This window comes from Streptomyces sp. NPDC034111, from assembly GCF_055575375.1.
In genome coordinates this window covers 144,542-166,795 of the sequence record NZ_JBVIST010000006.1, presented here as the reverse complement: position 1 = coordinate 166,795, position 22,254 = coordinate 144,542, and the positions used below count along the sequence as shown (strand labels likewise).

The following is a 22,254-nucleotide window of genomic DNA, read 5'->3' as shown; positions in this document are numbered from 1 at the left end:
TCTGGTGTCGCAATCGACATCGTCATCAGCATCGGCAAGGGGACAGCGACAGCATGTACGGCTGGATCTGGCGGCATCTGCCGGGCAACACATGGGTGAAGGCGCTGATTTCGCTGGTGCTCGTGCTGGCGGTCGTCTTCGTGCTCTTCCAGTACGTCTTTCCGTGGGCGGAGCCGCTGCTCCCCTTCAATGACGTCACCGTCGACGAAGGGATGGCAGCCGTCCGATGACCGCCCGGATTCTCGTGGTCGACAACTACGACAGCTTCGTGTTCAACCTCGTCCAGTACCTCTACCAGCTGGGTGCCGAGTGCGAGGTGCTGCGCAACGACGAGGTCGCGCCCCGGCACGCCCAGGACGGCTTCGACGGGGTGCTGCTCTCGCCCGGACCCGGTACGCCCGAGCAGGCCGGCGTCTGTGTCGACATGGTCCGGCACTGCGCGGACACCGGTGTGCCGGTCTTCGGCGTGTGCCTGGGCATGCAGTCGATGGCGGTCGCCTACGGAGGCGTGGTGGACCGTGCGCCCGAGCTGCTGCACGGCAAGACCTCACCGGTCCTCCACGAGGGCGTCGGAGTCTTCTCCGGGCTGCCCTCCCCCTTCACCGCCACCCGCTACCACTCCCTGGCCGTCGAGCCGGACACCGTCCCCGACGAACTGGTCGTCACCTCCTGGACGGAGGCCGAGGACGTCCCCGGCGGGCGGATCGTGATGGGTCTGCGGCACCGTGAACTGCCGGTCGAAGGCGTGCAGTTCCACCCGGAGTCGGTACTGACCGAGTGGGGGCACCGGATGCTGGCCAACTGGCTCGTCGAATGCGGCGACAAGGGAGCTGTGGAGCGCTCGACGGGGCTTGCCCCGGTGGTCGGCAAGGCCGGCGCGTGACCGCCTTGCGCCCCGAGCGTGAAGGGAGACCCTACGACCCGTACGAGCCGGAACGGCCGTACGTGCCGCAGGATCCGGACGGCCGACAGGAGCCGTACGAGCAGCCCGACGCGTTCGAGGCGGCGGTGGGGCGGCTCGACGACCCGCTGAACGACCCGCTGCCGGGGCAGCAGGCACAGCCGTCCCCGGCGCCCGGTACGGGCCGCAGGCGCCGCCACGCGGCTCCGGACCCGGCCCCGGCCCCGGCTCCAGCTCCGGCGGACGGGCCACAGGGCTCGCCGTGGTTCCGTCCACACCAGCAGCCGGAACAGCCTGCCCCGGCCCGCCCCGCCCCGGCCCGGCAACCCCAGCGGGGGCCGCGGCCGTTCGGGTCCGAGCAGGCCGCCCACGGCCCGCGCTTCGGCCCCGGCTACGCCTCGCCTCCCGCCGCCTCGCGCCCGGCCCCGCCGCCCGTGACGCCCACTGCGCCGGCCGAGCCGATACCAGGGCCCTATACCGCTGACGCGCCGGTGAGGCCGGGCCCGCCCGCCCCCGCGCAGAGAACCCCGTCCGCCGGCGCGAGCGCCACACCGTGGCGGAACGACGACGAGACCATGGCGCTGCGTCAGGCCGAGAAGCGCGATGCGGGCGATGTTTCACGTGAAACCGGCACCGCAGTTTCACGTGAAACCGATGCGGACGTTTCACGTGAAACAGCGGCCTCGGCAGCGACCCCGGCGGCCGGAGGCCGAGCGGCCCGGCGTAAGGCCGCTCAAGAGGCCGCCAAACGAGGCGGCAGGCGCGGCCGGCACGGCGGTGCTGCGGCCGCCGCCACGGCCTCTGAGCCGGCCGCGGCGCCCGCCTCCCGGCTGGAGGCCCGACGGGCCGCACGCGCGGCCAAGGACAGCCCCAGCCTGATCGCCAGCCGTGCGCTCGGCGAGGTCTTCATCACCCTCGGCGTGCTGATGCTGCTGTTCGTCACCTACCAGCTGTGGTGGACGAATGTGATGGCCGAGGAGGAGGCCGGCGGCGCCGCCAACAATCTCCAGCACGAGTGGGACAAGGGCGGCGGGGAGAAGAAGAATCTCGCGGCCGGTGAGCGCTTCGGGATCATGTATATCCCCAAGCTGGATGTGAAGGCGCCGATAGCCGAGGGCATCGACAAGCACGCCGTGCTGGACCACGGCATGATCGGGCACTACGACAAGGCCAGCGGGGTCAAGACGGCGATGCCCTGGGACAAGAAGGGCAACTTCTCGGTCGCGGCCCACCGCAACACCCACGGCGAGCCGTTCCGCTACATCAACAGGCTCACCAAGGGCGACCAGATCATCGTTGAGACGCAGAGCTCGTACTACACGTACGAGATGGAGAGCATCCTCCCGCAGACGTCCCCGAGCAACATCGGCGTGATCGGACCCGTGCCGCCCGGCTCGGGGTTCACCGGCCCCGGCCGCTACATCACCCTGACGACCTGCACGCCGGAGTTCACCAGTACCTTTCGGATGATCGTCTGGGGCAAGATGGTCGACGAGCGGCCGCGGAGCAAGGGCAAACCGGACGCGCTCGGCGGCTGAGCCAATACAAGAGGGGTGCTACGCGGTGACTGCAACCGGAACCGACGAGGAAAGCCACCGGTCCGCGCCGCCACCCACGCCGCGCCGTGTGCGCAGGACCCTCGCCTCCATCGTCAGCGTCATTGGTGAGCTGCTGATCACGGCCGGTCTGATCCTGGGCCTGTTCGTCGCCTACTCGCTGTGGTGGACCAATGTCCTGGCCGACCGTGAGGCGAACAAGCAGGGTGACCAGGTGCGCAAGCACTGGGCGAGCAGCGGCCCCAAGGGGCCGGGGGAGCTCGACACCAAGGACGGCATCGGCTTTCTGCACGTACCGGCGATGAACAACGGCGAGGTACTGGTCACGAAGGGCACCGCCGCCGACGTCCTCAACGAGGGGGTGGCCGGCTACTACACCAAGCCGGTCAAGTCCGCGCTGCCGCAGGACAAGAAGGGCAACTTCACCCTCGCCGCACACCGCGACGGCCACGGTGCGAAGTTCCACAACATCGACAAGCTCAAGGACGGCGACCCGGTCGTCTTCGAGACCAAGGACACCTGGTACGTCTACAAGGTCTTCGCGATCCTGCCCGAGACCTCGAAGTACAACGTGGACGTCCTCAACAAGGTCCCCAAGGAGTCCGGCAAGCACAAGGCCGGCCGCTACATCACCCTGACGACCTGCACCCCGGTCTACACCTCGACCTACCGCTACGTCGTCTGGGGCGAACTGGAACGCACCGAAAAGGTCGACGCGGACCGTACCCCTCCCAAGGAGCTGCGCTAGCCGCAGAAGCCCCGCAGGACCCCGTACACGACGGAGCCCCGGCCGCCTCTTCCAAGGCTGCCGGGGCTCCGTCGTGAGCCGCGCTACGGGCCGCTAGTTGGTGCCTCCGAACGGTCCGCCGAAGATGCCGCCGCCGTCGTCCCCGCCGCCGCCACCGACCGTGGTCAGCGTCACGGTGGTGGCCTTGGGGTCGACCGGCGTGTTCGGCGCCGGGTCCTGATTGACCACGCGGGCGTTGTCGTCCTGCGCGCCGTTGATCTGGATGTTGGTGAAGCCGGCCTGCTGCAGCGCCTTCTTCGCATCCTTGACCTTCTGGCCGATCACGCCCGGCACCGGGACCTGCGCCGGAGCCTTGGCGACCGTGAGCGTGACCGTGGAGCCCTTCTTGGCCGGGGTGTTGCCGTCCGGACTCTGGGCGGTCACCTTGCCGGCCTGCGCGGGGTCGGGGTTCTCCTGCTCGTTCTTGACGACGTCGAAGCCCAGGTCCTTCAGCTGCTTCTCGGCCGCCTGCGCGTCCTGGCCGACGACGCTCGGGACGTTCACCTTCGGGCTCTCCTGCGCCACGGTCAGCGTGATCTTGGTGTCCTTGGACGCCTTACTCTGCGCGCGAGGGTCCTGATCGAGGACGGTGCCCGGCGTACGGTCGGACACCTCCTGCTCCTGCGTGACGTTCTTGAAGCCCTTGTTGTTCAGCTCCTTGACGGCGTTGGCGTACGAGAGGCTGACGACATCGGGCACGGTCACCTCTACGGCCCCGGAGCACACCGTCACCGTGACCGTCGAGTTCTTCTCGATCTCTCCGCCGACCGCCGGGCGCTGCTCGGTGATCTGGCCCTTCTTGACGTTGTCGCACGCCTTGCGGCCGCCCACGGTGACCTTGAAGCCGCCGTTCACCCCGAAGTCCTTGGCCTCCCGGAGGGTCTTCCCGATGAGGTTGGGGACGGGCGTCTTGCCGCCCTTGTTGCCGTTGCCGCTGAACATCGCCTTGCCGATGAAGATCGCACCGACCAGGACGAGTACCGCCGCGAGCACCAGCAGGATCGTGGAGGTGCGGCTCTTCCGCTGGCCGCCGCCGCGCCGCCGTTCGGCGCGCTCGTCATAGCCGTAGCCGCCGTCGTCCGGATTCATCGGTGGGAGCATCGAGGTCTGGCCGGCCGGATCCTGCGGACGCAGCATCGTGGTCGGCTGGTCCTGGTCGTAGCCTGCCGCGCCCATCGCGGAGGTCGCCGCGACCGGCTGGCCCTCCAGCGCCGCCTCGATGTCGGCGCGCATCTCGTCGGCCGACTGATAGCGGTAGTCCGGGTCCTTGACCAGCGCCTTCAGGACGATCGCGTCCATCTCCGGCGTGATCTCGGGGTCGAAGTTGCTTGGCTTCTGCGGCTCCTCGCGGACGTGCTGGTAGGCCACCGCGACCGGCGAGTCACCGACGAACGGCGGCCGGACGGTGAGCAGCTCGTAGAGCAGACAGCCGGTGGAGTACAGGTCGGAGCGGGCGTCGACCTGCTCGCCCTTGGCCTGCTCGGGCGAGAGGTACTGCGCGGTGCCGATGACCGCCGCGGTCTGCGTCATCGTCATACCGGCGTCACCCATGGCACGGGCGATGCCGAAGTCCATGACCTTGACCTGGCCGGTGCGGGTCAGCATGACGTTGGCCGGCTTGATGTCGCGGTGGACGATGCCGGCCCGGTGGGAGTACTCCAGCGCCTGGAGCACACCGATGGTCATCTCCAGCGAGCGCTCGGGCAGCAGCTTCCGGCCGGAGTGCAGCAGCTCACGCAGCGTGGAACCGTCGACGTACTCCATGACGATGTACGGGATCGAGACACCGTCGACGTAGTCCTCGCCGGTGTCGTAGACCGCGACGATGGACGGATGGTTCAGCGAGGCGGCCGACTGGGCCTCACGGCGGAACCGGGCCTGGAAGGACGGGTCGCGGGCGAGGTCCACCCGCAGCGTCTTCACAGCCACGGTGCGGCCCAGGCGGGTGTCGTGCGCGAGGTACACCTCGGCCATACCGCCTCGGCCGAGCACCGAGCCCAGCTCGTACCGGCCGCCGAGGCGACGCGGCTCTTCCATAAGCTTCTCCAGCCCTCTCCGTCAGTCCCGACCGCACCCGTGTGTGGTCCGGCGGTGTGCTGTCCGGGCTACCGTACCGGGGACACCGCACCGGACCGGGCCGGAGCCGCAACCTGATACATGACCGGTATTGGCACGACCCGAGTCACTTCTCGCCTTCGAGTACCGCCTCCATGACCTGCTTCGCGACCGGAGCTGCGAGCCTGCCGCCGGCGATGTCGTCGCGGAGGGTGTCGGATCCCTCAATGACCACGGCGACCGCGACCGGGATGCCCTTGTCCGTCTTCGCGTAGGAGATGAACCAGGCGTAGGGGTTGTCCTTGTTGTTCTCGCCGTGCTGCGCGGTACCCGTCTTTCCGCCGACGGTAACGCCGGGGATCTGGGCATTGGTTCCCGTGCCCTTCTTGACCACGGTCTCCATGATGCTCTGGATCTTCTGCGCGTTCTCCGGGCTGAGCGGCTGGCTCATCTCCTGCGGAGTGTGCCGCTGCACCACATTGAGGTTCGGCGCGACCAGCTGGTCGACCATGTACGGCTTCATCAGCTTGCCGCCGTTGGCGACCGCCGAGGCGACCATGGCCATCTGTAGCGGAGTGGCGCGGTTGGAGGCCTGGCCGATGCCCGCCATCGCGTTCTGCGGTCGGTTGTCCTTGGGGAAGATGCTCTCCGCGGCCCGGACCGGGGTGTCGATCTTCGAGTCGTTGAAGCCGAACTTCTCGGCCTCGGCCTTCATCTTCTTGTTGCCGAGATCCGCGCTGATCTTGCCGAACACCGTGTTGCAGGACCAGCGCAGCGCCTCGCGCAGGCTGGCGTTCTCGCAGGGGATGTTGCCCTCGTTCTTCAGCTCGACGCCCGAGGTGTCGGGGAGCGTGTAGGGCAGCGGCGAGTTGGTCCTGGAGTCGACGTCGGTGTACAGCCCGTTCTCCAGCGCCGCCGAGGCCGTGACGACCTTGAAGGTGGAGCCGGGCGGGTAGGTCTGGCGCAGCGCCCGGTTGAGCATCGGCTCGTCCGCGTTGTTCTTCTTCTGGAGCCCGTTGTACGCCTCGGCGTCCTTGTCGCTCATCCCGGCGAAGGTGGACGGGTCGTACGACGGGGTGCTGGCCAGCGCCAGGATCGCGCCGGTCTCCGGGTTGATCGCGGCGACCGCGCCCTTCTGGTCGCCCAGGCCCTCGAAGGCGGCCTTCTGCGCCTTGGCGTCCAGCGTGGTGACGACGTTGCCGCCCTTCTGCTTGCTGCCGGTGAACATGTCGACCGTGCGGCTGAAGAAGAGCCGGTCATCGGTGCCGGTGAGGATGCCGTCGTTGAGCTTCTCGAGCTGGTTGGCGTCGAAGGCCTGCGAGGCGTAGCCGGTGACCGGCGCCCACATCTTGCCGTTCTTGTACGTGCGCTTGTACTTGAAGTCGCCGCTGTCGGTGGTCGTGGAGCCGGTGATGGCCTTGCCGTCGACGATGATGTTGCCGCGCGGCGTGCTGTAGCGCTCGATGGCGACCCGGCGGTTGTGCGGGTCGTTCTTGAGCTTGTCGCCGTCGACGAACTGCACCCAGTTGACCCGGACGAGCAGGGCGAGGACGAGCAGGCCGCAGAAGATCGCGACCCGGCGCAGAGGCTTGTTCACGGGCGGACCACCTGGGTCATCTCGGCGTCGGTGGAGGGGGCGGGGGCCGGCGCCGGGCGGCGCGCGGTGTCGCTGATCCGCAGCAGGATCGCGACCAGCGCCCAGTTGGCGATCACGGAGGAGCCACCCTGGGCGAGGAACGGCATGGTCATACCGGTCAGCGGGATCAGGCCGGTCACACCGCCGGCGACGACGAAGACCTGGAGCGCGAAGGCGCCGGAGAGGCCGATGGCCAGCAGCTTGCCGAACGGATCGCGGGCGGCCAGTGCCGTACGGATCCCGCGCTCGATCAGCAGGCCGTAGAGCATCAGGATGGCCATCAGGCCGGCCAGGCCGATCTCCTCGCCGACAGTGGCGAGGATGTAGTCGCTCTTCGGCGCGATACCGCCGATGAGGCGGGAGTAGCCCTGGCCCAGGCCCGATCCGAGGATGCCGCCGGAGCCGAAGGAGTACATCGCCTGCGCGGTCTCGGTGACCCCGCCGTTCAGCAGCTCCAGCGGGTTGAGCCAGTTGTGGACGCGGACCTGCACATGCGACTCGAAGGTGGCCACGGCGACCGCACCGCCGGCGCTCAGCAGCAGACCGAAGACGATCCAGCTGGTGCGCTCGGTGGCCACATACAGCATGATCACGAAGAGGCCGAAGAAGAGCAGCGAGGTACCCAGGTCGGTCTCGAAGACCAGGATCATCAGGCTGAGCGCCCAGATCACCAGGATCGGGCCGAGGTCACGGCCGCGCGGCAGGTACAGGCCCATGAAGCGGCGGCTGGCCAGCGCCAGCGCGTCCCGCTTCACCATCAGGTAGCCCGCGAAGAAGATCGCGATGATGATCTTCGCGAACTCGCCGGGCTGGAGCGAGCCGACACCGGGAATGGTGATCCAGATGCGCGCGCCGAAGCGGGCCGGGAAGAAGACCGGCGAGATCAGCAGGACCAGCGCGACCACCATCGAGATGTAGGTGTAGCGCTGGAGGACACGGTGGTCCTTGAGGAAGATCAGGACGCCGAGGAAGAGCGCGACACCGAGCGTCGACCACATCAGCTGCCCTGGCGCCATCGCGCCGCCCAGCTGCGGGGTGCTGATCTGCGGCTCCTGGTCGAGCCGCCAGATGAACACCAGGCCGAGGCCGTTGAGCAGGGTGGCGATCGGCAGCATCAGCGGGTCCGCGTACGGCGCCCACTTGCGGACGACGAGGTGGGCGACGCCCGCCAGCAGACCGAGTCCCAGGGTGTAGCCGAGCACACCGGCGGGGACGGTCTCCTCCTTGGCGAGCCCGACGTTGATGTACGCGAACACCGGAATGATCACCGCGAAGACGAGCAGCGCCAGCTCGGTGTTGCGGCGGCTCGGGGCTCCGATGGTGCCGATGGTGGTGGTGTTGGTGGTACTGCTCATGAGATGTCCGGCCCCCTACGCCCTCACTGCTGGGTGCTGCAATTTTTTTCCAGCTTCAGCTGCTCCTCGGAGGGGGCCTGGCTGGGAGTGGGTGTGGGAGTCGGGGTCACGGTCGCGTCGAGGGCGCCGGCCGTGCCGGTGCCTCCCGTGGTGTCCGCCTTGTCGGTCGATCCGGGCTTGGTGGTCGGCGTACCGGGCTTGGCGGTCGAACCGGGCTTGGCCGGCGTGCCCGTCCGGTTCTTGTCCTTGTTGCGCGCCGCCTCGCGCTCGGCAGCCTCGCGCTGTTCCTTGCTGCGGCACGCGTTGGCCTGCTTGCTCAGCTCGCTGACCTTCTCGCCGGCCTGCGTACGGCTGTCGACCGCGATGGTCTCCTTGACCTGGTTCCGCTGGTACAGCGGCAGGTACTTGAGTTCGATCTCGGGGTGGTCCTGGTCCACGTCGTTGAGCTTGATCCACGCGAGGTCCTGGCTGATGCCCCGGTAGAGCGCGATGTGGTCGTCCTTGGCACCGACGAAGTACTGGGTCTGCGTCCAGCGGTAGCCGCCGTAGAGGCCGCCGCCGATCACGCCGAGCGCCAGGGCGATGAACAGTGACCGCTTGAGCCACCTCCCGCGCCGCCGCGGCTTGACGAAGTCCTCGTCCATGAACGCGCCGAAGGAGCCCTGCGGCGGCCCGCCGACCTCCGGGTCCCCGCTTCCGGGCGGCCCGAAGGCGCCCCCGGGCGCGGCCGGCGCTCCGCCGGGGCGGCCGAGCTCGGCGGCCCGGGCGGCCGGCGTCTGCATCGTGCTGGGGTCGCTGAGCTGGTGCTGGTTCTCCGCGACGGCACCGACGATCACCGGGGTGTCGTTGAGCTGCCCGGCCAGCGTCTCGTTGCCGTCGACGTCCAGGACGTCGGCGACGATGCAGGTGATGTTGTCGGGACCGCCGCCGCGCAGCGCGAGCTGGATCAGCTCCTGCACCGTCTCGTGCGGCCCGTGGTAGCTGGCGAGGGTCTCTTCCAGCGTCTGGTGGCTGACGACGCCGGAGAGCCCGTCCGAGCAGATCAGATACCGGTCGCCGGCCCGCACCTCGCGGATCGACAGATCCGGCTCGACATGATCACCGCTGCCCAGCGCCCGCATCAGCAGCGACCGCTGCGGATGGGTGGTGGCTTCTTCCTCGGTGATCCGGCCCTCGTCGACCAGACGCTGCACCCAGGTGTGGTCCTGGGTGATCTGGGTCAGCACACCGTCGCGCAGCAGGTAGGCGCGCGAGTCGCCGACGTGCACGAGGCCGAGCCGCTGTCCGGTCCACAGCAGGGCGGTCAGGGTCGTGCCCATGCCCTCCAGCTGGGGGTCCTCCTCGACCATCACCCGCAGCTGGTCGTTGGCCCGCTGCACGGCGGTGCCGAGCGAGGTGAGGATGTCCGAGCCGGGGACGTCGTCGTCGAGCTGGACGAGGGTGGAGATCACCTCGGAGGAGGCGACCTCACCGGCGGCCTGGCCGCCCATGCCGTCGGCGATGGCGAGCAGCCGAGGGCCGGCGTAGCCGGAGTCTTCGTTGCCCTCGCGGATCATGCCTTTGTGCGATCCGGCGGCGAAGCGCAGTGACAGACTCATGCGCACTTCTCCCGTCGGCTCGGGGTACAGCCGGTCTCGTCGAGCCACACTGCCCACCCTCCGGTCGGGAGCACGCCCGGGTCCGCCGAGTGGACCGCCGCGGCTCGCTCGCTCCGCTCGCTCATTGTCGTACTACTTCCGCAGCTCGATGACGGTCTTGCCGATGCGGATCGGGGCTCCCAGGGGAATCGGTGTCGGGGTCGTCAGTCGGGTCCGGTCCAGGTACGTGCCGTTGGTGGAACCGAGGTCCTCGACGATCCACTGGCCGTCACGGTCCGGGTAGATCCTGGCATGCCTGCTGGACGCGTAGTCGTCGTCCAGCACGATCGTGGAGTCGTGCGCACGGCCCAGGGAGATGGTCTGGCCTTGGAGGGCGACGGTGGTGCCGGTCAGCGAGCCTTCGGAGACCACCAGCTTCGTGGGGGCACCACGGCGCTGACGGTTGTTGCCGCGGCCGCCTTCCTGGCGGCGCTGCTGCTGTTGCGGGGGCGCGGCAGCCTGGCGCTGCGCACGCGCTTCCTGCCCGCCGCGCCGGGCGGTACCGCGCTGTGTGACGCGGGTGCCGAACAGATCGCTGCGGATGACCTGAACGGCCACGATGACGAACAGCCACAGTACGGCGAGGAAACCCAACCGCATGACCGTGAGGGTCAGCTCTGACATTGCCCCCGCTTCACCCTTCGGCTTGCCGGTAAACGATGGTGGTACTGCCCACGACAATCCGCGAGCCGTCGCGGAGATTAGCGCGAGTGGTGTGCTGCCCGTCTACCACGATGCCGTTCGTGGAACCCAGATCCTGGATCGTGGGGGGCGTTCCGACCCGGATCTCACAGTGACGCCGGGAGACACCCGGGTCGTCGATCCGTACGTCAGCGTCGGTGCTGCGGCCCAGCACGAGAGTGGGGCGCGAGATCTGGTGGCGGGTGCCGTTGATCTCGATCCAGCGCCGGGTCTGTGCGTAGGGCTGCGGTCCTGCACCGGGCGGTGCCGTACGGGGTACGGGCTGTGCGCCGCCGGGAGGCGGTGAGGAAGGCATGGGGGGCGGGCTCACATGGCCGCCGCCGGCCCGGCCGCCCTGAGGCGTCGCGGAGGCGCGCTGGGCCGCCTGGCCCGGACGGTCCTGCGAGGAGCTGGAGGCGAGGGTGCGGCTGCGGACGCGGTACAGGCCGGTGTCGAGATCGTCGGCCTTCTCCAGATGGACCTTGATCGGCCCCATGAAGGTGTAGCGCTGCTGCTTGGCGTAGTCGCGGACCATGCTCGAGAGCTCGTCGCCGAGCTGCCCGCTGTACGGGCTCAGCCGCTCGTAGTCGGGGGCGCTCAGTTCGACGATGAAGTCGTTGGGGACGACCGTGCGGTCGCGGTTCCAGATGGTGGCGTTGTTGTCGCACTCGCGCTGTAGCGCGCCGGCGATCTCAACGGGCTGCACCTCTGACTTGAACACCTTGGCGAAGGTGCCGTTGACGAGACCTTCGAGACGCTGCTCGAAACGCTTCAGTACTCCCACGGGGCACCTCCTTCCTCAGTCTTCGTCGGGGTCGTCCTGATCGAGTCGTCCTGATACTGCTTACTGATCGTATCCACGCGTCGGGAAATCGGCTGGTTCCCCTTTCCCGCCTTGAGGACGAGTGTCGCCCCTCACAGGGTTGCCCGGTGCTTACTTGCTCCTTGCCCACTGCTCGTGCACTGCGATCGTAGATGTGCCCCGAGGACAGTGTCCCGCAACCGCCGACCACTCCGGCCGGGCGGGGGCCGGAGTCGGACACCGCACGCTACGGGTCTTCCGGCCGCCCCGGAGTACGACCCGCACGGTCCCGCTCCGGTTTGCGGCTACCGCGAGTGTGACCCCTTCGGGCAGTGCTCGGCCAATGCCCGAGGCACGACGGGGTGCAGCCGCCCCCTGGTGCCGTGGCCTCTGGGGCCGGGGAAAGGCGTGTGAACCCACCCCTGCCAGCGTGCTAATGTTCTGGATGTCGGCAGGCGCTCGCACAAGACCCGGACGGAACAGCCCGGATCGCGTGAGAGAATCAACCGACAGCACCCATGCGCGGGTGGCGGAATAGGCAGACGCGCTGGATTCAGGTTCCAGTGCCCGAAAGGGCGTGGGGGTTCAACTCCCCCCTCGCGCACAGAGGGACACCGACGAATGGTGTCCTATCGCACCGACGAAAAGGTCGGCATCATCATGATGCCGACCTTTTTGCTGTATCGGTATAGGTCAGTGCTGGTCACGGGCCTGGATGCGTGTGAGCGCCGACGGCTGGGGCCGACGGCGCTCACGTTTTTGATCTTCTGGTGCTGATCTCTGGGTCGGTCTGGTGTGGTGTTTGTTACTTGCCAGGGCTGATGGAACGGACGTAGCCCTCGGGGGTCCAGGTGCCGATTGGTTTCGTTTCGCGTCGGCGGGTGGGGCGGCGGCGGGGGCGGCCGCCGTTCAGTGCGACTGCGTCGGCCCAGGTGGCGAGCTTGCGGCGGTTGGCATGGGCGAGCTGGAAGGCCAGGAGGACGGTCTGGGCTGCGATGCCGCGGATGCGGCGGGTGCCGGCGGACTCGAGGTCCTCGTGGAGGGGGTCTTTGGCGAAGCCGTTGATGCCTTCGATGGAGTTGCGGAGCCGGAAGTAGATGCGTTGCCACATCTCGCGCCCGTACTGGAGGGGCTGCCACAGTTTGGCGCCTGCTTGGGGTGGGACGGTGATGCTGCGCTGCGCGCATACCGGCGGCGGGGCGGTGGGGCTGGGAGTGACGTCGACGAGGGGGATCTCGACGCCCCGGCCCAGAGTGTGGGGCTTGAGGACGCACTGGGTGCGGCGGGCCTGAGCGGGGCACATCATGCGGCGGTGTCCTTCGCCGTCGGCACTTTCCTTGGGCATGAGGAGGTAGGGCGTGCGGGCTCGGATGCGCTCGATCCAAGTCTCCTTGTCGATGCGCTTGGCGGCCAGGTCGCTCGTGGCCTCGACGAGGAGAGTCGGCATGGACGGGCAGTACCAGTTGCCTTCAACGAGCTGGGCACCGCCGAAGTCACCCTTGGAGCCGAGCTGGTCCTTGGCGTAGTCGTACACGGGCTGGTAGCCCATGGCGCGGATGGGCAGCTGGAAGTTCTCGGGTTTCTGGTCGTTGTAGAGGCGGTCTCCGGCGAGGTAGCCGCGTGGGTAGCGGGGGTCGACGTGCTGGAGAGCTTCGACGGCGACCTCGCCGGGGCGGTGGCCGGGTTTGTCGACGGAGAACGCGAAGATCAAGGAAGGTACGACGTCTGGATCGGCGGAGCCGTCGGGAAGGGGAACGCCGTCGTGAGCCGGGTCGCGGGCGACGATGAGGCTGGCGTCGAAGCCGTACAGCTTCTTCTTGAGTGCCGGCCTTTTCTTGGTCTTGCCTGCGAGCTTGCTGCCCTTGTGGGGCTTCGGTGGGGGCGGGGTGAGTGCGTCGAGGGCAAGCGGGTCTTCGTGCCGGGCGGTACGGGCGTACCAGCCGGCGTCCGGGTCGGTGGAGGTCTCCTGGCTGGTGGCGGCGAGGCCTTTCGCATACGTGCCGATGACGGTGGCGTCGACCGCGTAGTGGCCCTCCCAGGTGTCTTCGAGCAGCGGGTGTGCGTGCAGGAGCGACATGCCGAGGATGTGGTTGGCGACGCGCAGGAGCAGGGTGCGCTTGTGGGCGAGGAGATCGCGGTCGGCCCGGGCTTCCAGCTCGGCGGCGTAGTCGACTTCCAGGCGGTGGTTCTTGGGGAGGGGGGAGGGATCGATAGCTTCGATGATCTTGTGGAAGAGGCGGCGGACGACCGCGTAGAAGGCTTCGAAACCATGGTCGTCGTCGCGGTACCGGGGGATGCCGAACTGGGCGCGGAAGGCGTTGCTGAGGCCGAAGGCCAGCAGGTCGGCGACTGTGCAGAGGGTGACTGTCCCGGAGCGGCGGGCAGAGCACAGGGACATGCCCAGCAGCAGACCGCGCACGTCGAGGTGGCGTTTGGGGCCTTTGTCGTTGTGGACCAGCGGCTCGATTTCGGCGACCAGTGTGGTGGCGTCCAGGTCGGCCAGGAGTGCTTCCACGTCTTCGTCTTGAACGGTGGTACGTCGAGCGCGGAGTTTGGCGATGCTTGCGTGCCGTTCGAGTTGGCTGGTCATCACAGTTCCTTGAGCGCGGCCGCTGCCTGCTCGGCAGTCAGGTTGCGGACGTAGGGCATGACCCGGTCGATGGAGCGCAATGTGGTCAGTCCGGCGGCGGCCATCAGCGTCGGCAGGTGCATGCGGCCTTCGACCGCGTCAACCAGCCAGGTGGCGCGGGTCCGGCCTTGCACCAGGGGCGGCGTGCCGGGAGAGGTCTTGGTGCGGGCGAGGAAGTTGGTGACGGTGTTGGTGCTGCGGGCGTAGCAGCCGGGACGGAAGAGGTAGCGGGCCTCCGCCGGGAGCTGAGGCCCAGTCGGCAGCAGTGGTGAGCACGCTCGCCCAGGAGGCGCGGCACAGGACGAGCCGGGCGCGCCTGCCGCGCACGGCGACGGCGACTGCTCCGTTGGGCGCGCGGCGTACATCGTGGGTGCGCAGCGGGATGATCTCCGGTGAGTCCAGGGCGCAGCCGAATCCGAGGGCGAGCAAGGCCAGGCAGCCGAAGCGCAGTTCGGCAGTGGGCTGGAAACGGGCGCAGGAGTACAGGCGGGACTGCTCGGCCTTGCTGTAGGGCCGGGAGGAGTCCGAGCCGGTGTACGCGGCGGGCTGGCCGGTGAGCAGGTCGGGGCCGAGCAGGGCGCGGCGCAAGTGGTGGAGGCGGCCGCGGCGGTTGCCCCGTGAGGCTTCGCTCAGGTGCCCGCATCCGGTGGCCAGGAACCACTCGATCGCCTCGGGGGTGAGCACTTTCTCGGCTGTGGTCGGGCGTCCGCACGCGTCGGCGTATGCGGCGGCGTGGGCCAGCGCCCCCAGCCAGTCACGGGCCTGCTTGGGTCCGCAGGGCTTGGCCCGGGTCACCGCACGGCGGCAGTCGGTCCCAATCCGCTCCCATACGGGGCGCGGCAACTGGGGCCGGTATCGCTCGATTGCGTCCATCACGATTCTCCACCACGAAAGAACTCCAGGAGGGGTGTCATTCCAATTGCAGTGGTGGGAGATGGCGACCGTTGTCATGTCAGGAGGCCCGGATGGGCGACACTCTTCGCTGTGTCACAAGGAGACAAGCGAAGCCGCAGCCCCGCCGAGTACCGGCTCCACGGAACGTGGCCGCACGCCGTGCTCGATGACCACCACGGGGCGCAGGTCGCCCAGGAAGTGGCGGCGCGGCTGCGCGCGGCAATTGATGCTCGCGACTGGTCGATCGCGGAAGTCTCGCGGCGCAGTGACGTCGCCCGGCTGACCGTCAAGAAGGTGTTGGACGGCGAGGTTCTGGCCGATGTCCGCGACACCCTGCTGGCGGTGTTCGGGCGGGACGGGGAGGACCACGACGGGCGGATGGACGGCGAGTCCGCGCTGTTCGCACTGACCGTCACCGACGACGCCCGCCTGCTGCTTGATTCCCCGGTGCTGTCCACCTGCGGGTGGGCGACCGGTCGTGCCATGGGTCGGTGCCGGGGCGGCGGGCGGTGGCTGGACGGCTTCGAGGAGGACGGGGCGCCGTGGCTGGCCCGGGCCGCCGAACTCGGTGAGACACCCGTACCGGCGCTGACCGATACCGCAGACGATGAGTCGCACGGCCCGTCTGCCTGCCTTGTCCAGGAGCCGGACCACGAGAGCCCGGAGGGCGAGCGTGAGGAACCAGAGCCGGCACGTGTCGGCACCCGGCGGATCACCTCCAAGGACCTCATCGGGTTCGCCCGCGACCTGGCGGTCGGCTGGGGTGTCGAGGACGCCCTGAGGCCGTCCGGGATCCGGGTGCGTACGGTCGCGGTCCACGCTGACCGGGCGGAGGAGATGGATCAGCAGGACTTCCTGAACAGCTTCATCGCCGCAGACCTCGACCGGGTGGCCAAGGCGCTGCCCACGTCCGGCGCGGGAGCTCCGCTGGATGCGTATCTCACCCCGGGCGCAGAGCTGAACAGTGCCCGCCGTATCGACGTGCGGCAGCATCCGGAGGCAGTGCTGGCCGCAGTGGAGCCGCACGCCACGCCGCTGGGTCGGTGGCCGGCCGAGCCTGCGCATCCGCTGGCACTCAGCCAGCAGTTTGCCGTGAACAGCTGCAAGGCCGAACTCGCCGGTGCCGACGGTCTGTTCGCTGTGAATGGGCCGCCCGGGACCGGCAAGACGATCATGTTGCGTGACAGCGTCGCCGACATCGTGGTGGAACGGGCGGTTGCCTTGGCCGGGCTGCAGCTGCCCTCAGCGGCATTCTCGGCCACCGTGCACCGCTGGAAGACCGGCGAGTGGACCCGTACGGTCACCGAGCTGCGGCCGGAGTTCACCGGGTTCGAGATCGTCGTGGCATCGGCGAACAACGGAGCCGTGGAGAACATCTCCACCGAGATTCCTGCCCGTGACGCACTCGGCGAGCCCTGGCGGCAGGACGCCGACTACTTCGCCGAGCAGGCCACCCGGCTACTGAAGGGAGTCCCGGCCTGGGGCGCCGTCGCGGCCCGGCTGGGCAACAAGAAGAACCGTGTCGAGTTCGTCAACCGCTTCTGGCACGGCAAGGAGAAGGGCACCGATCTCAACGCCCCGGCCGCCGCCCGCCGGACCCGTCCAGGAGCCTGGAGCGACAGTGGCCGGGCGATGGCGGGCCGAACTGTCCGCCGAGCAGTGGCAGGAACTGCTCGATGTCATCGCCACAGTGTCGCTCAAGGAGAAGGCCAGCAAGGCGTCGCCGTGCGACAACGAGACGGTGGTGGAGTGCGCCTACGGCGAACCTTTTCGCTGTATGGGTACAGGTCAGTGCTGGTCACGGGCCTGGATGCGTGTGAGCGCCGACGGCTGGGCTGTCGGCGCTCACGTTTTTGATCTTCTGGTGCTGGTCTCTGGGTTGGTCTGGTGTGGTGTTTGTTACTTGTCGGGGCTGATGGAACGGATGTAGCCCTCTGGGGTCCAGCTGCGATGGCCTCGCAATCGCCCTTGCCGATGGGGCACGAAGCACAGAGCCGATACCTCACCCCGCGATGCGACGGCCTTAGGGAGCGCCCGCTGGACAGGCGCACCCGAAGGCTGTTCAAGCGCTCCGGAGCCGGACCCATGCCGTATCCACAACGCCGTTGCCTCGATGTGGGAGTCGCCTCGCGCCTGGCCCCAGCGCCGCCCGGCTGTCGGGCCGGCCACGGCGCCAAATCGCCTCACACAAGCGCGCCTTGGCCGATCCAAGGCCTCGTCATTTCACATGGAGAGATGCGATTCGCAACGACTCGTGTCACCGTATGGCGCGGCCCGTCGCTCAATGAACCTGCCAAGCGGCTTCGGGAAGCGAGCACGCCCCGCCCAGGTACGAGGATCGCCTGTCGCACCCCCTCCGGGGATCACTAGTGCCCGCACCCCTTCAGAGGTTCCAGGGCGGGAGCTGACGACGAACGTGGCGCTCGAAATCGCTGAGTGGGATGTCGGGGCGTAACCGCTCGGGGTGGCCGGGCGAGGGGGCGCCCGGCCGCGGGAGTTCGGGGGGCGGAGGCAGGTACACCCACATGCTGCCCGTTTGGAACAGTCGGCACAGGAACCTTGCGAGCCTCATGGGCGCACTGCCTCGGCCAGGGCTGGCTCCGGGGCGTCGGTGCGCCAGGACCACAGCCGGGAGACGGCGTCCAGGTTCAGGTCGTGGCCCTCGGTCCACAGCCGTGCGGCGGCCGTGAGCACCGAGTGCCGGTCGGCCTCGGGGGTGCTGGGGCGGGCAGGCAACAGAGGGGCGGCGGCGCTCGCGCCGAGGCGGACGGCCCGGTGGCGGCGGGCGAAGGCGGTGAGCGTCTGGCGCGGTCCGGCCTCGATGAGCAGCATGTCTTCGGCGGCGACGAGATTCTCGAAGGCAGGCGCGTAGTAGACGGTGTCGGTGATCTGGCGGGCCCAGTAGCGAGGGCTCAGGGCCTCGTCCGCGGTCATGAGGTCGCCGGTGTAGCCGGAGTAGAGGGGAAGATCGGGGGTACGGAAGCGAATGCCGCGGTAGGCCCGTTCGACGGCGTCGGAGGCCGGGGCCATCGCGGGGCTGTGGAAGGGGCTGGTGGCGGGGACCGTGACGACGGTGTGGCCGTCGGCGCGCAGCGCTGCCTCGATCTCGGCCAGCGGCTCGGTCGAACCGGCCAGCATGGTCTGTTGCTTGGCGTTGACGGCGGCGATAGCTACGTCGCCGGTCAGATAGGGGCGCAGGGTCTGCTCCGTAGCGGCAACGGCCAGCATCCCGCCGGCAGGCATGCCGACAGCGTGGTCAACCCGCTCGCGCATCATCGCAACGGCGTCGGGCAGCGAGACCACACCCGCGAGAGTGGCGGCGACGAGTTCCCCCGCGCTGTGGCCCAGCAGCGCCGCGGGCCGTACCCCCCAGCTCAGGACCATGCGGCCGAGCGCGTAGTCGACGGCGAAGAGCAGGGGCTGGGCACGGCGCACATCGTCGATGTCGATGACGGGGTTCCCGCCGCCCAGCCAGTCCGCCTTGATCCGGGGACCTTCCTCGCCGACGAGGTCAAGGACCGCGTCGGCAGCGGCGGTGAAGACCGGCTCGTGCCCGTAGAGGCCCGCGGCCATCGCGGTGTGCTGGGAACCCTGGCCCGGGAAGAGGAGCGCGACGGGACGCGGACGACGGGTGATGACCGCAGCCGCCTTGTCGATGGCGGTGGTCGCGTCGGCGGCGGTGGCGACGGCTGCGGCGCGCACCGGGCCGGGGGCATGGCCGCACGGCATCGCGACGGGCACCTTGGGGAACACGGCGGGCGGCAGGGCGTCGACCAGTGGCCGCAGCTCGCCGCGCACCCGCGCCTCGTCGTGGGTGTCGCGCCCCGACCACAGCAGCAGCCGGGGGCTGTGCGGATCGGTGGCCTCGCGGCCGTGCCGTAGCGGCCGTACGACCGGCTCGTCGTCCGCGTCAGCGCCCGTTCCGAGGTCGAGGACGCCGACGACGGCATCGCCCGCGGCGACCGCCTCGGCCGCGCGGACCAGGGCGTGAACGGTGACGGCTCCCTGACCGGGATCGCCGAAACCGGCGACGAGCGCGAAGTCGGCGGTCCTGTCCTGGAGTTGTCGGTGCGCAAGACGCAGGGCCCGCGCCGGTGAGGCTGCGGTGCGCACCGGGATGCCCTCGTGCTCGGCGCCGAGGCCGGTGCAGGGCACGGTGGCGCCGACGCAGACGACGGTACGGGCGGGCAGCTGCTCGGGGGCGCGGCCGAAGGCACGCAGCACCGCGGAGACCGCAGCGGGGGTGACCGGTACGGTCCCGGGCGCGGATCCGGGGCTGACCACCAGGCGGCGGACGACCGCGGTCTGTGCTGTGAGCGACATGGGAATCCTCCTCGCGCGCCCGTCCTCGCGGGCCGCGGTGGTCGGGACGCGGTGGCAGAGGGCGGCCGTCCCTGTGGGGACGGCCGCCGGGAAGAGGCCGCGCCGATCGGACTGCGGCCCCTGGGAGGGGTCAGGCGGCCTCGGCGGACCGGTCCGCGTTGATGAGGGCGAGCAGGGCGCGCGGGGTCTCCGCGTCGACGACCGCATCGTCCGGGATGACTACGCCGTACTCGATCTGGATCTCGCCGATGACCTGGAGCAGGGCGAGCGAGTCGTAGCCAAGCTCGATGAAGGGGGTGTCGATGACGTCGCCGTCCAGGTCGACGCCTTCCTCCTGACCGGCGCTCTCGCGCAGCATGCGGGTCAGGTCCGCGAGGGTGAATTCGGTCGTGGTGATGGCGGCCATGAGGTTCCTCTTCTCAATGGTGATGCAGTGATGGTGGAGTGGTGTTGCGGTCCGGTCAGGCGGCGCGGCGTACGACGAGCGCCGCGTTGAAACCGCCGTGGCCGCGGGCCAGGACAAGCGCAGTGCGCAGGTCCCCCTCACGGGCCTCTGTGACCAGGTCGATGGGATAGCCGGAGGCTGCCGCGGGGACGCCCGCGGTGGGCGGGATGACGCCATCGCGCAGCGACAGCAGCGCGGTGGCGACATCGAGGGCCGCCCCGCCGGCCAGCAGTCGTCCGGTCATCGACTTGGGGGCGGTGACGGCCACGGCACGCGGCCCGAAGAGCGCACCGATGGCCTCGGCCTCGGCCTGGTCGAGTTCGGGGACGCCGGAGGCGTCGGCGAAGACGACGTCGATGCCGTCCGGGGTGAGGCCGGCGTCGGCGAGGGCGTTCTCGGCGGCGCGGCGCAGCGCCGGCGGACGGCCGCTGCCCGGACGAGGGTCGAGCGTGGCGGCGTATCCGGCGATCTCCCCGTAGACCTGGGCAGCACCGCGCTCGCTGGCCGAGTCGGCATCCTCGACGACCAGGATCGCGCCGCCCTCGCCCGGCACGTATCCGCTCGCCTGCTCGCCGAAGGGCTGGAAGGCGCGGGCCGGGTCGTCGACCGTGCTCATCAGGCCCGAAGCGATCTGCGGCACCCAGCCCCAGGGGCAGACGGCCGCGTCCACGCCGCCGGTGACCACGAGCGGTACGCCGCCGCGGATGTGCCGGCGGGAGTGGCCTATCGCGTCGATACCGCCCGCCTGCTCGGTCAAGAGCACGCCGCTGGGGCCTCGCATCTTGTGGCGGATGGAGATCTGACCGGTGTTCACGGCATAGAACCAGGCGAAGGACTGGTACGCACTGACGTACTCCTTGCCCTTGGACCACAGGTTCTGCAGCTCGCGCTGGCCAAACTCGACGGCGCCGCCGGAGGCCGCGGTGACCACGCCCATGCCGTAGTCGGGCAGCTGCGCGGCGTCGACGCCGGCGTCCTTGATGGCCCAGTCGGCGGCGGTGAGTGCGAGGCGGGTCATGTGGTCGGTCTGTGGCATGAGCCGACTGGGGATGTGGTCCTCGGCGACATAGCCGGGGACCTCGCCGGCGACCTTCGACGGGTACTGCGCGGGGTCGAAGCGGGTGACGCGGCCCAGGCCGGACTCACCGGCCAGGGTGGCCTTCCAGTATTCCTCGGTGCCCAGGCCGTTGGGCGCGGTGACGCCGAGTCCGGTCACCACCGTTGTGGCGCTCATCGCGCACTCCTTTCGGGACGGGCCAGCACCATGGCGCTTTGGAAGCCGCCGAAGCCGCTGCCCACGCTGAGCACGGCGTCGGTCCGCTTCTCCCTGGCCACCAGCGGGATGTAGTCGAGGTCGAGCTCCGGGTCGGGCTCGTGGAGGTTGGCGGTGGGCGGCAGCACACCGTGCTCCATCGCCAGGGCGCAGGCGGCGATCTCCAGCGAGCCGATCGCGCCGAGCGAGTGCCCGATCATCGACTTGATGGAGCTGACCGGGGTGTTGTACGCGTGCTCGCCCAGACTCCGCTTGAACGCACCGGTCTCGTGACGGTCGTTCATCTTGGTGCCTGAGCCGTGCGCGTTGATGTAGTCGATGGCCGACGGATCGAGCCTGGCCTGGTCGAGGGCGGCGTCGATGGCCACGGCCATCTCCCGCCCTTCCGGCTTGAGGCCGGTCATGTGGTGCGCGTTGGCGCGGGAGGCGAAACCCGCGATCTCGGCGTAGATGTGGGCGCCGCGCTTCCTGGCGCTCTCCAGCTCCTCCAGCAACAGGACAGCCGCGCCCTCGCCGAGGACCAGACCACTGCGGGTGCGGTCGAACGGGCGGCAGGCGCTCTCGGGGGTGTCGTTGCGCGGGGTGGTGGCGTGGATGGCGTCGAAGCAGGCCGAGGTGATCGGCGAGATCGGGGCCTCCGTGGCGCCGGCGATCATGACGTCCGCGGTGCCCTCTCGGATGAGCTCGACGGCGTGACCGAGCGAGTCGAGTCCAGAGGTGCAGCCGGTGGAGACGACAGCCGCGGGGCCCTCGGCGCCGGCCTCCCAGCCGACCTCGGCGGCCATGGAGCTGGGCACGAAGTGCCGGTAGAGCTCCGGGACCGCATACTCGTGGTCGACGTTCCACTTGCGGCCGCCGTCGCTGACGACGACGTACTCGCGCTCCAGGCTGGTGGTACACCCCACAGCACTGCCGAGCGAGGTGCCTACCCTGCCCGGGTCGAGCGCGGAGATGTCCAGGCCGCTGTCGGAGATCGCCTCGCGGGTGGAGACGACGGCGAACTGCGCGGCCCGGTCCAGCCGGCGGATCTCCTGCGGCGACAGCCCCGAGGCCACTGGGTCGAAGTCGCATTCGGCGGCGACCCGGGAGCGGAACGGCGAGGCATCGAAGGCGGTGATCGTGCGGGTGGCGGTGCGGCCCGCGGTGAGCAGCTCCCAGTACTGCTTGACGCCGACCCCGCCGGGGGCCACGACGCCCAGACCTGTGATGGCGACTCTGCGCATGCCGGCTACCTCGCCTTCGACGGGGTCTGCCGGGGGAGTGCCCCCGTGCTGTGCCGG

19 protein-coding genes and 1 tRNA gene are annotated in these 22,254 nt (G+C 69.5%); 6 read left to right on the top strand and 14 right to left on the bottom strand.

Translation table 11 applies throughout. From position 1 onward, the window contains the following. The first annotated feature begins 53 nt into the window (after window positions 1-53). The 4 genes from ACZ55A_RS17205 to ACZ55A_RS17190 are packed head-to-tail and all read left to right on the top strand — an operon-like array spanning window position 54 to window position 3,205. Complete coding sequence (locus ACZ55A_RS17205; protein WP_181923787.1) at window positions 54-230, top strand: hypothetical protein; 177 nt, start codon at window positions 54-56, stop codon at window positions 228-230. After that, window positions 227-883, top strand: a complete 657-nt coding sequence (locus ACZ55A_RS17200; RefSeq protein ID WP_468840506.1) for an aminodeoxychorismate/anthranilate synthase component II — start codon at window positions 227-229, stop codon at window positions 881-883. The genes ACZ55A_RS17205 and ACZ55A_RS17200 overlap by 4 nt, the downstream gene beginning before the upstream one ends. Beyond that, window positions 880-2,439 carry a class E sortase gene (locus tag ACZ55A_RS17195; RefSeq protein ID WP_468840504.1) on the top strand — a complete coding sequence of 520 codons (1,560 nt, stop codon included), beginning with the start codon at window positions 880-882 and terminating at the stop codon, window positions 2,437-2,439. Before ACZ55A_RS17200 ends, ACZ55A_RS17195 begins: the two co-directional genes overlap by 4 nt. Window positions 2,440-2,464: 25 nt before the next feature. Further along, entirely contained in the window at window positions 2,465-3,205 is a 741-nt protein-coding gene (locus ACZ55A_RS17190; RefSeq protein WP_468840502.1) for a class E sortase, read from the top strand. Between the two features lie 93 nt (window positions 3,206-3,298). On the opposite strand, the gene pknB is transcribed toward ACZ55A_RS17190, so the two are convergent. The 6 genes from pknB to ACZ55A_RS17160 all read right to left on the bottom strand — a co-directional run bounded on the left by pknB (window position 3,299) and on the right by ACZ55A_RS17160 (window position 11,392). Beyond that, a complete protein-coding gene (gene pknB, locus ACZ55A_RS17185) occupies window positions 3,299-5,281 on the bottom strand; it encodes a Stk1 family PASTA domain-containing Ser/Thr kinase (protein ID WP_468840500.1) in 1,983 nt (660 codons plus the stop codon). Window positions 5,282-5,426: 145 nt separating this feature from the next. Next, window positions 5,427-6,896 (bottom strand): peptidoglycan D,D-transpeptidase FtsI family protein, encoded by a 1,470-nt coding sequence (locus tag ACZ55A_RS17180; RefSeq protein WP_468840498.1) that lies wholly within the window; start codon window positions 6,894-6,896, stop codon window positions 5,427-5,429. Further along, window positions 6,893-8,290, bottom strand: a complete 1,398-nt coding sequence (locus tag ACZ55A_RS17175; protein ID WP_468840496.1) for an FtsW/RodA/SpoVE family cell cycle protein — start codon at window positions 8,288-8,290, stop codon at window positions 6,893-6,895. Before ACZ55A_RS17175 ends, ACZ55A_RS17180 begins: the two co-directional genes overlap by 4 nt. Window positions 8,291-8,313: 23 nt before the next feature. Continuing rightward, the gene (locus ACZ55A_RS17170; protein ID WP_468840494.1) at window positions 8,314-9,888 is read right to left on the bottom strand and encodes a PP2C family protein-serine/threonine phosphatase; all 1,575 of its coding nucleotides are present in this window, start codon (window positions 9,886-9,888) and stop codon (window positions 8,314-8,316) included. A 132-nt stretch (window positions 9,889-10,020) separates the two neighbouring features. After that, entirely contained in the window at window positions 10,021-10,551 is a 531-nt protein-coding gene (locus ACZ55A_RS17165) for an FHA domain-containing protein FhaB/FipA (protein WP_468840492.1), read from the bottom strand. 10 nt (window positions 10,552-10,561) lie between these two features. Beyond that, window positions 10,562-11,392 carry an FhaA domain-containing protein gene (locus tag ACZ55A_RS17160; protein ID WP_468840490.1) on the bottom strand — a complete coding sequence of 277 codons (831 nt, stop codon included), beginning with the start codon at window positions 11,390-11,392 and terminating at the stop codon, window positions 10,562-10,564. Window positions 11,393-11,930: 538 nt separating this feature from the next. On the opposite strand from ACZ55A_RS17160, the gene ACZ55A_RS17155 reads away from it, so the two are divergent. Beyond that, window positions 11,931-12,014, top strand: a tRNA-Leu gene (locus tag ACZ55A_RS17155). Window positions 12,015-12,215: 201 nt separating this feature from the next. On the opposite strand, the gene ACZ55A_RS17150 is transcribed toward ACZ55A_RS17155, so the two are convergent. From ACZ55A_RS17150 to ACZ55A_RS17140, 3 genes are read right to left on the bottom strand one after another with little or no spacing between them, the layout of a single operon-like run. Then, window positions 12,216-14,000, bottom strand: a complete 1,785-nt coding sequence (locus ACZ55A_RS17150) for a hypothetical protein (protein WP_468840488.1) — start codon at window positions 13,998-14,000, stop codon at window positions 12,216-12,218. After that, window positions 14,000-14,122, bottom strand: a complete 123-nt coding sequence (locus tag ACZ55A_RS17145; protein ID WP_468840486.1) for a hypothetical protein — start codon at window positions 14,120-14,122, stop codon at window positions 14,000-14,002. Before ACZ55A_RS17145 ends, ACZ55A_RS17150 begins: the two co-directional genes overlap by 1 nt. Window positions 14,123-14,138: 16 nt before the next feature. Beyond that, window positions 14,139-14,912, bottom strand: a complete 774-nt coding sequence (locus ACZ55A_RS17140) for a hypothetical protein (RefSeq protein ID WP_468840484.1) — start codon at window positions 14,910-14,912, stop codon at window positions 14,139-14,141. Window positions 14,913-15,023: 111 nt separating this feature from the next. On the opposite strand from ACZ55A_RS17140, the gene ACZ55A_RS17135 reads away from it, so the two are divergent. Continuing rightward, window positions 15,024-16,790 carry a hypothetical protein gene (locus ACZ55A_RS17135; RefSeq protein ID WP_468840482.1) on the top strand — a complete coding sequence of 589 codons (1,767 nt, stop codon included), beginning with the start codon at window positions 15,024-15,026 and terminating at the stop codon, window positions 16,788-16,790. 526 nt (window positions 16,791-17,316) lie between these two features. Here ACZ55A_RS17135 and ACZ55A_RS17130 read toward each other — a convergent pair. From ACZ55A_RS17130 to ACZ55A_RS17110, 5 genes are all read right to left on the bottom strand, one after another. After that, the gene (locus tag ACZ55A_RS17130; protein ID WP_468840480.1) at window positions 17,317-17,505 is read right to left on the bottom strand and encodes a DUF6059 family protein; all 189 of its coding nucleotides are present in this window, start codon (window positions 17,503-17,505) and stop codon (window positions 17,317-17,319) included. Continuing rightward, window positions 17,502-19,256 carry an acyltransferase domain-containing protein gene (locus tag ACZ55A_RS17125; protein WP_468840478.1) on the bottom strand — a complete coding sequence of 585 codons (1,755 nt, stop codon included), beginning with the start codon at window positions 19,254-19,256 and terminating at the stop codon, window positions 17,502-17,504. Before ACZ55A_RS17125 ends, ACZ55A_RS17130 begins: the two co-directional genes overlap by 4 nt. A gap of 130 nt (window positions 19,257-19,386) precedes the next feature. Beyond that, the gene (locus tag ACZ55A_RS17120; protein WP_468840476.1) at window positions 19,387-19,662 is read right to left on the bottom strand and encodes an acyl carrier protein; all 276 of its coding nucleotides are present in this window, start codon (window positions 19,660-19,662) and stop codon (window positions 19,387-19,389) included. A gap of 55 nt (window positions 19,663-19,717) precedes the next feature. Then, a complete protein-coding gene (locus ACZ55A_RS17115) occupies window positions 19,718-20,935 on the bottom strand; it encodes a ketosynthase chain-length factor (RefSeq protein ID WP_468840474.1) in 1,218 nt (405 codons plus the stop codon). Beyond that, on the bottom strand, window positions 20,932-22,197 hold the full coding sequence (locus ACZ55A_RS17110) for a beta-ketoacyl-[acyl-carrier-protein] synthase family protein (protein WP_468840472.1): 1,266 nt from the start codon (window positions 22,195-22,197) through the stop codon (window positions 20,932-20,934). Before ACZ55A_RS17110 ends, ACZ55A_RS17115 begins: the two co-directional genes overlap by 4 nt. Between the last annotated feature and the right edge of the window lie 57 nt (window positions 22,198-22,254).

What these genes read in the sequence shown, in the direction of transcription:
- ACZ55A_RS17205 (WP_181923787.1), top strand. Translation starts at nt 54, where the DNA reads ATGTACGGCTGGATCTGGCGGCATCTGCCGGGCAACACATGGGTGAAG.
- ACZ55A_RS17200 (WP_468840506.1), top strand. Translation starts at nt 227, where the DNA reads ATGACCGCCCGGATTCTCGTGGTCGACAACTACGACAGCTTCGTGTTC.
- pknB (WP_468840500.1), bottom strand. Translation starts at nt 5,281, where the DNA reads ATGGAAGAGCCGCGTCGCCTCGGCGGCCGGTACGAGCTGGGCTCGGTG.
- ACZ55A_RS17175 (WP_468840496.1), bottom strand. Translation starts at nt 8,290, where the DNA reads ATGAGCAGTACCACCAACACCACCACCATCGGCACCATCGGAGCCCCG.
- ACZ55A_RS17170 (WP_468840494.1), bottom strand. Translation starts at nt 9,888, where the DNA reads ATGAGTCTGTCACTGCGCTTCGCCGCCGGATCGCACAAAGGCATGATC.
- ACZ55A_RS17165 (WP_468840492.1), bottom strand. Translation starts at nt 10,551, where the DNA reads ATGTCAGAGCTGACCCTCACGGTCATGCGGTTGGGTTTCCTCGCCGTA.
- ACZ55A_RS17150 (WP_468840488.1), bottom strand. Translation starts at nt 14,000, where the DNA reads ATGACCAGCCAACTCGAACGGCACGCAAGCATCGCCAAACTCCGCGCT.
- ACZ55A_RS17145 (WP_468840486.1), bottom strand. Translation starts at nt 14,122, where the DNA reads ATGCACCTGCCGACGCTGATGGCCGCCGCCGGACTGACCACATTGCGC.
- ACZ55A_RS17140 (WP_468840484.1), bottom strand. Translation starts at nt 14,912, where the DNA reads ATGGACGCAATCGAGCGATACCGGCCCCAGTTGCCGCGCCCCGTATGG.
- ACZ55A_RS17130 (WP_468840480.1), bottom strand. Translation starts at nt 17,505, where the DNA reads ATGAGGCTCGCAAGGTTCCTGTGCCGACTGTTCCAAACGGGCAGCATG.
- ACZ55A_RS17125 (WP_468840478.1), bottom strand. Translation starts at nt 19,256, where the DNA reads ATGTCGCTCACAGCACAGACCGCGGTCGTCCGCCGCCTGGTGGTCAGC.
- ACZ55A_RS17120 (WP_468840476.1), bottom strand. Translation starts at nt 19,662, where the DNA reads ATGGCCGCCATCACCACGACCGAATTCACCCTCGCGGACCTGACCCGC.
- ACZ55A_RS17115 (WP_468840474.1), bottom strand. Translation starts at nt 20,935, where the DNA reads ATGAGCGCCACAACGGTGGTGACCGGACTCGGCGTCACCGCGCCCAAC.
- ACZ55A_RS17110 (WP_468840472.1), bottom strand. Translation starts at nt 22,197, where the DNA reads ATGCGCAGAGTCGCCATCACAGGTCTGGGCGTCGTGGCCCCCGGCGGG.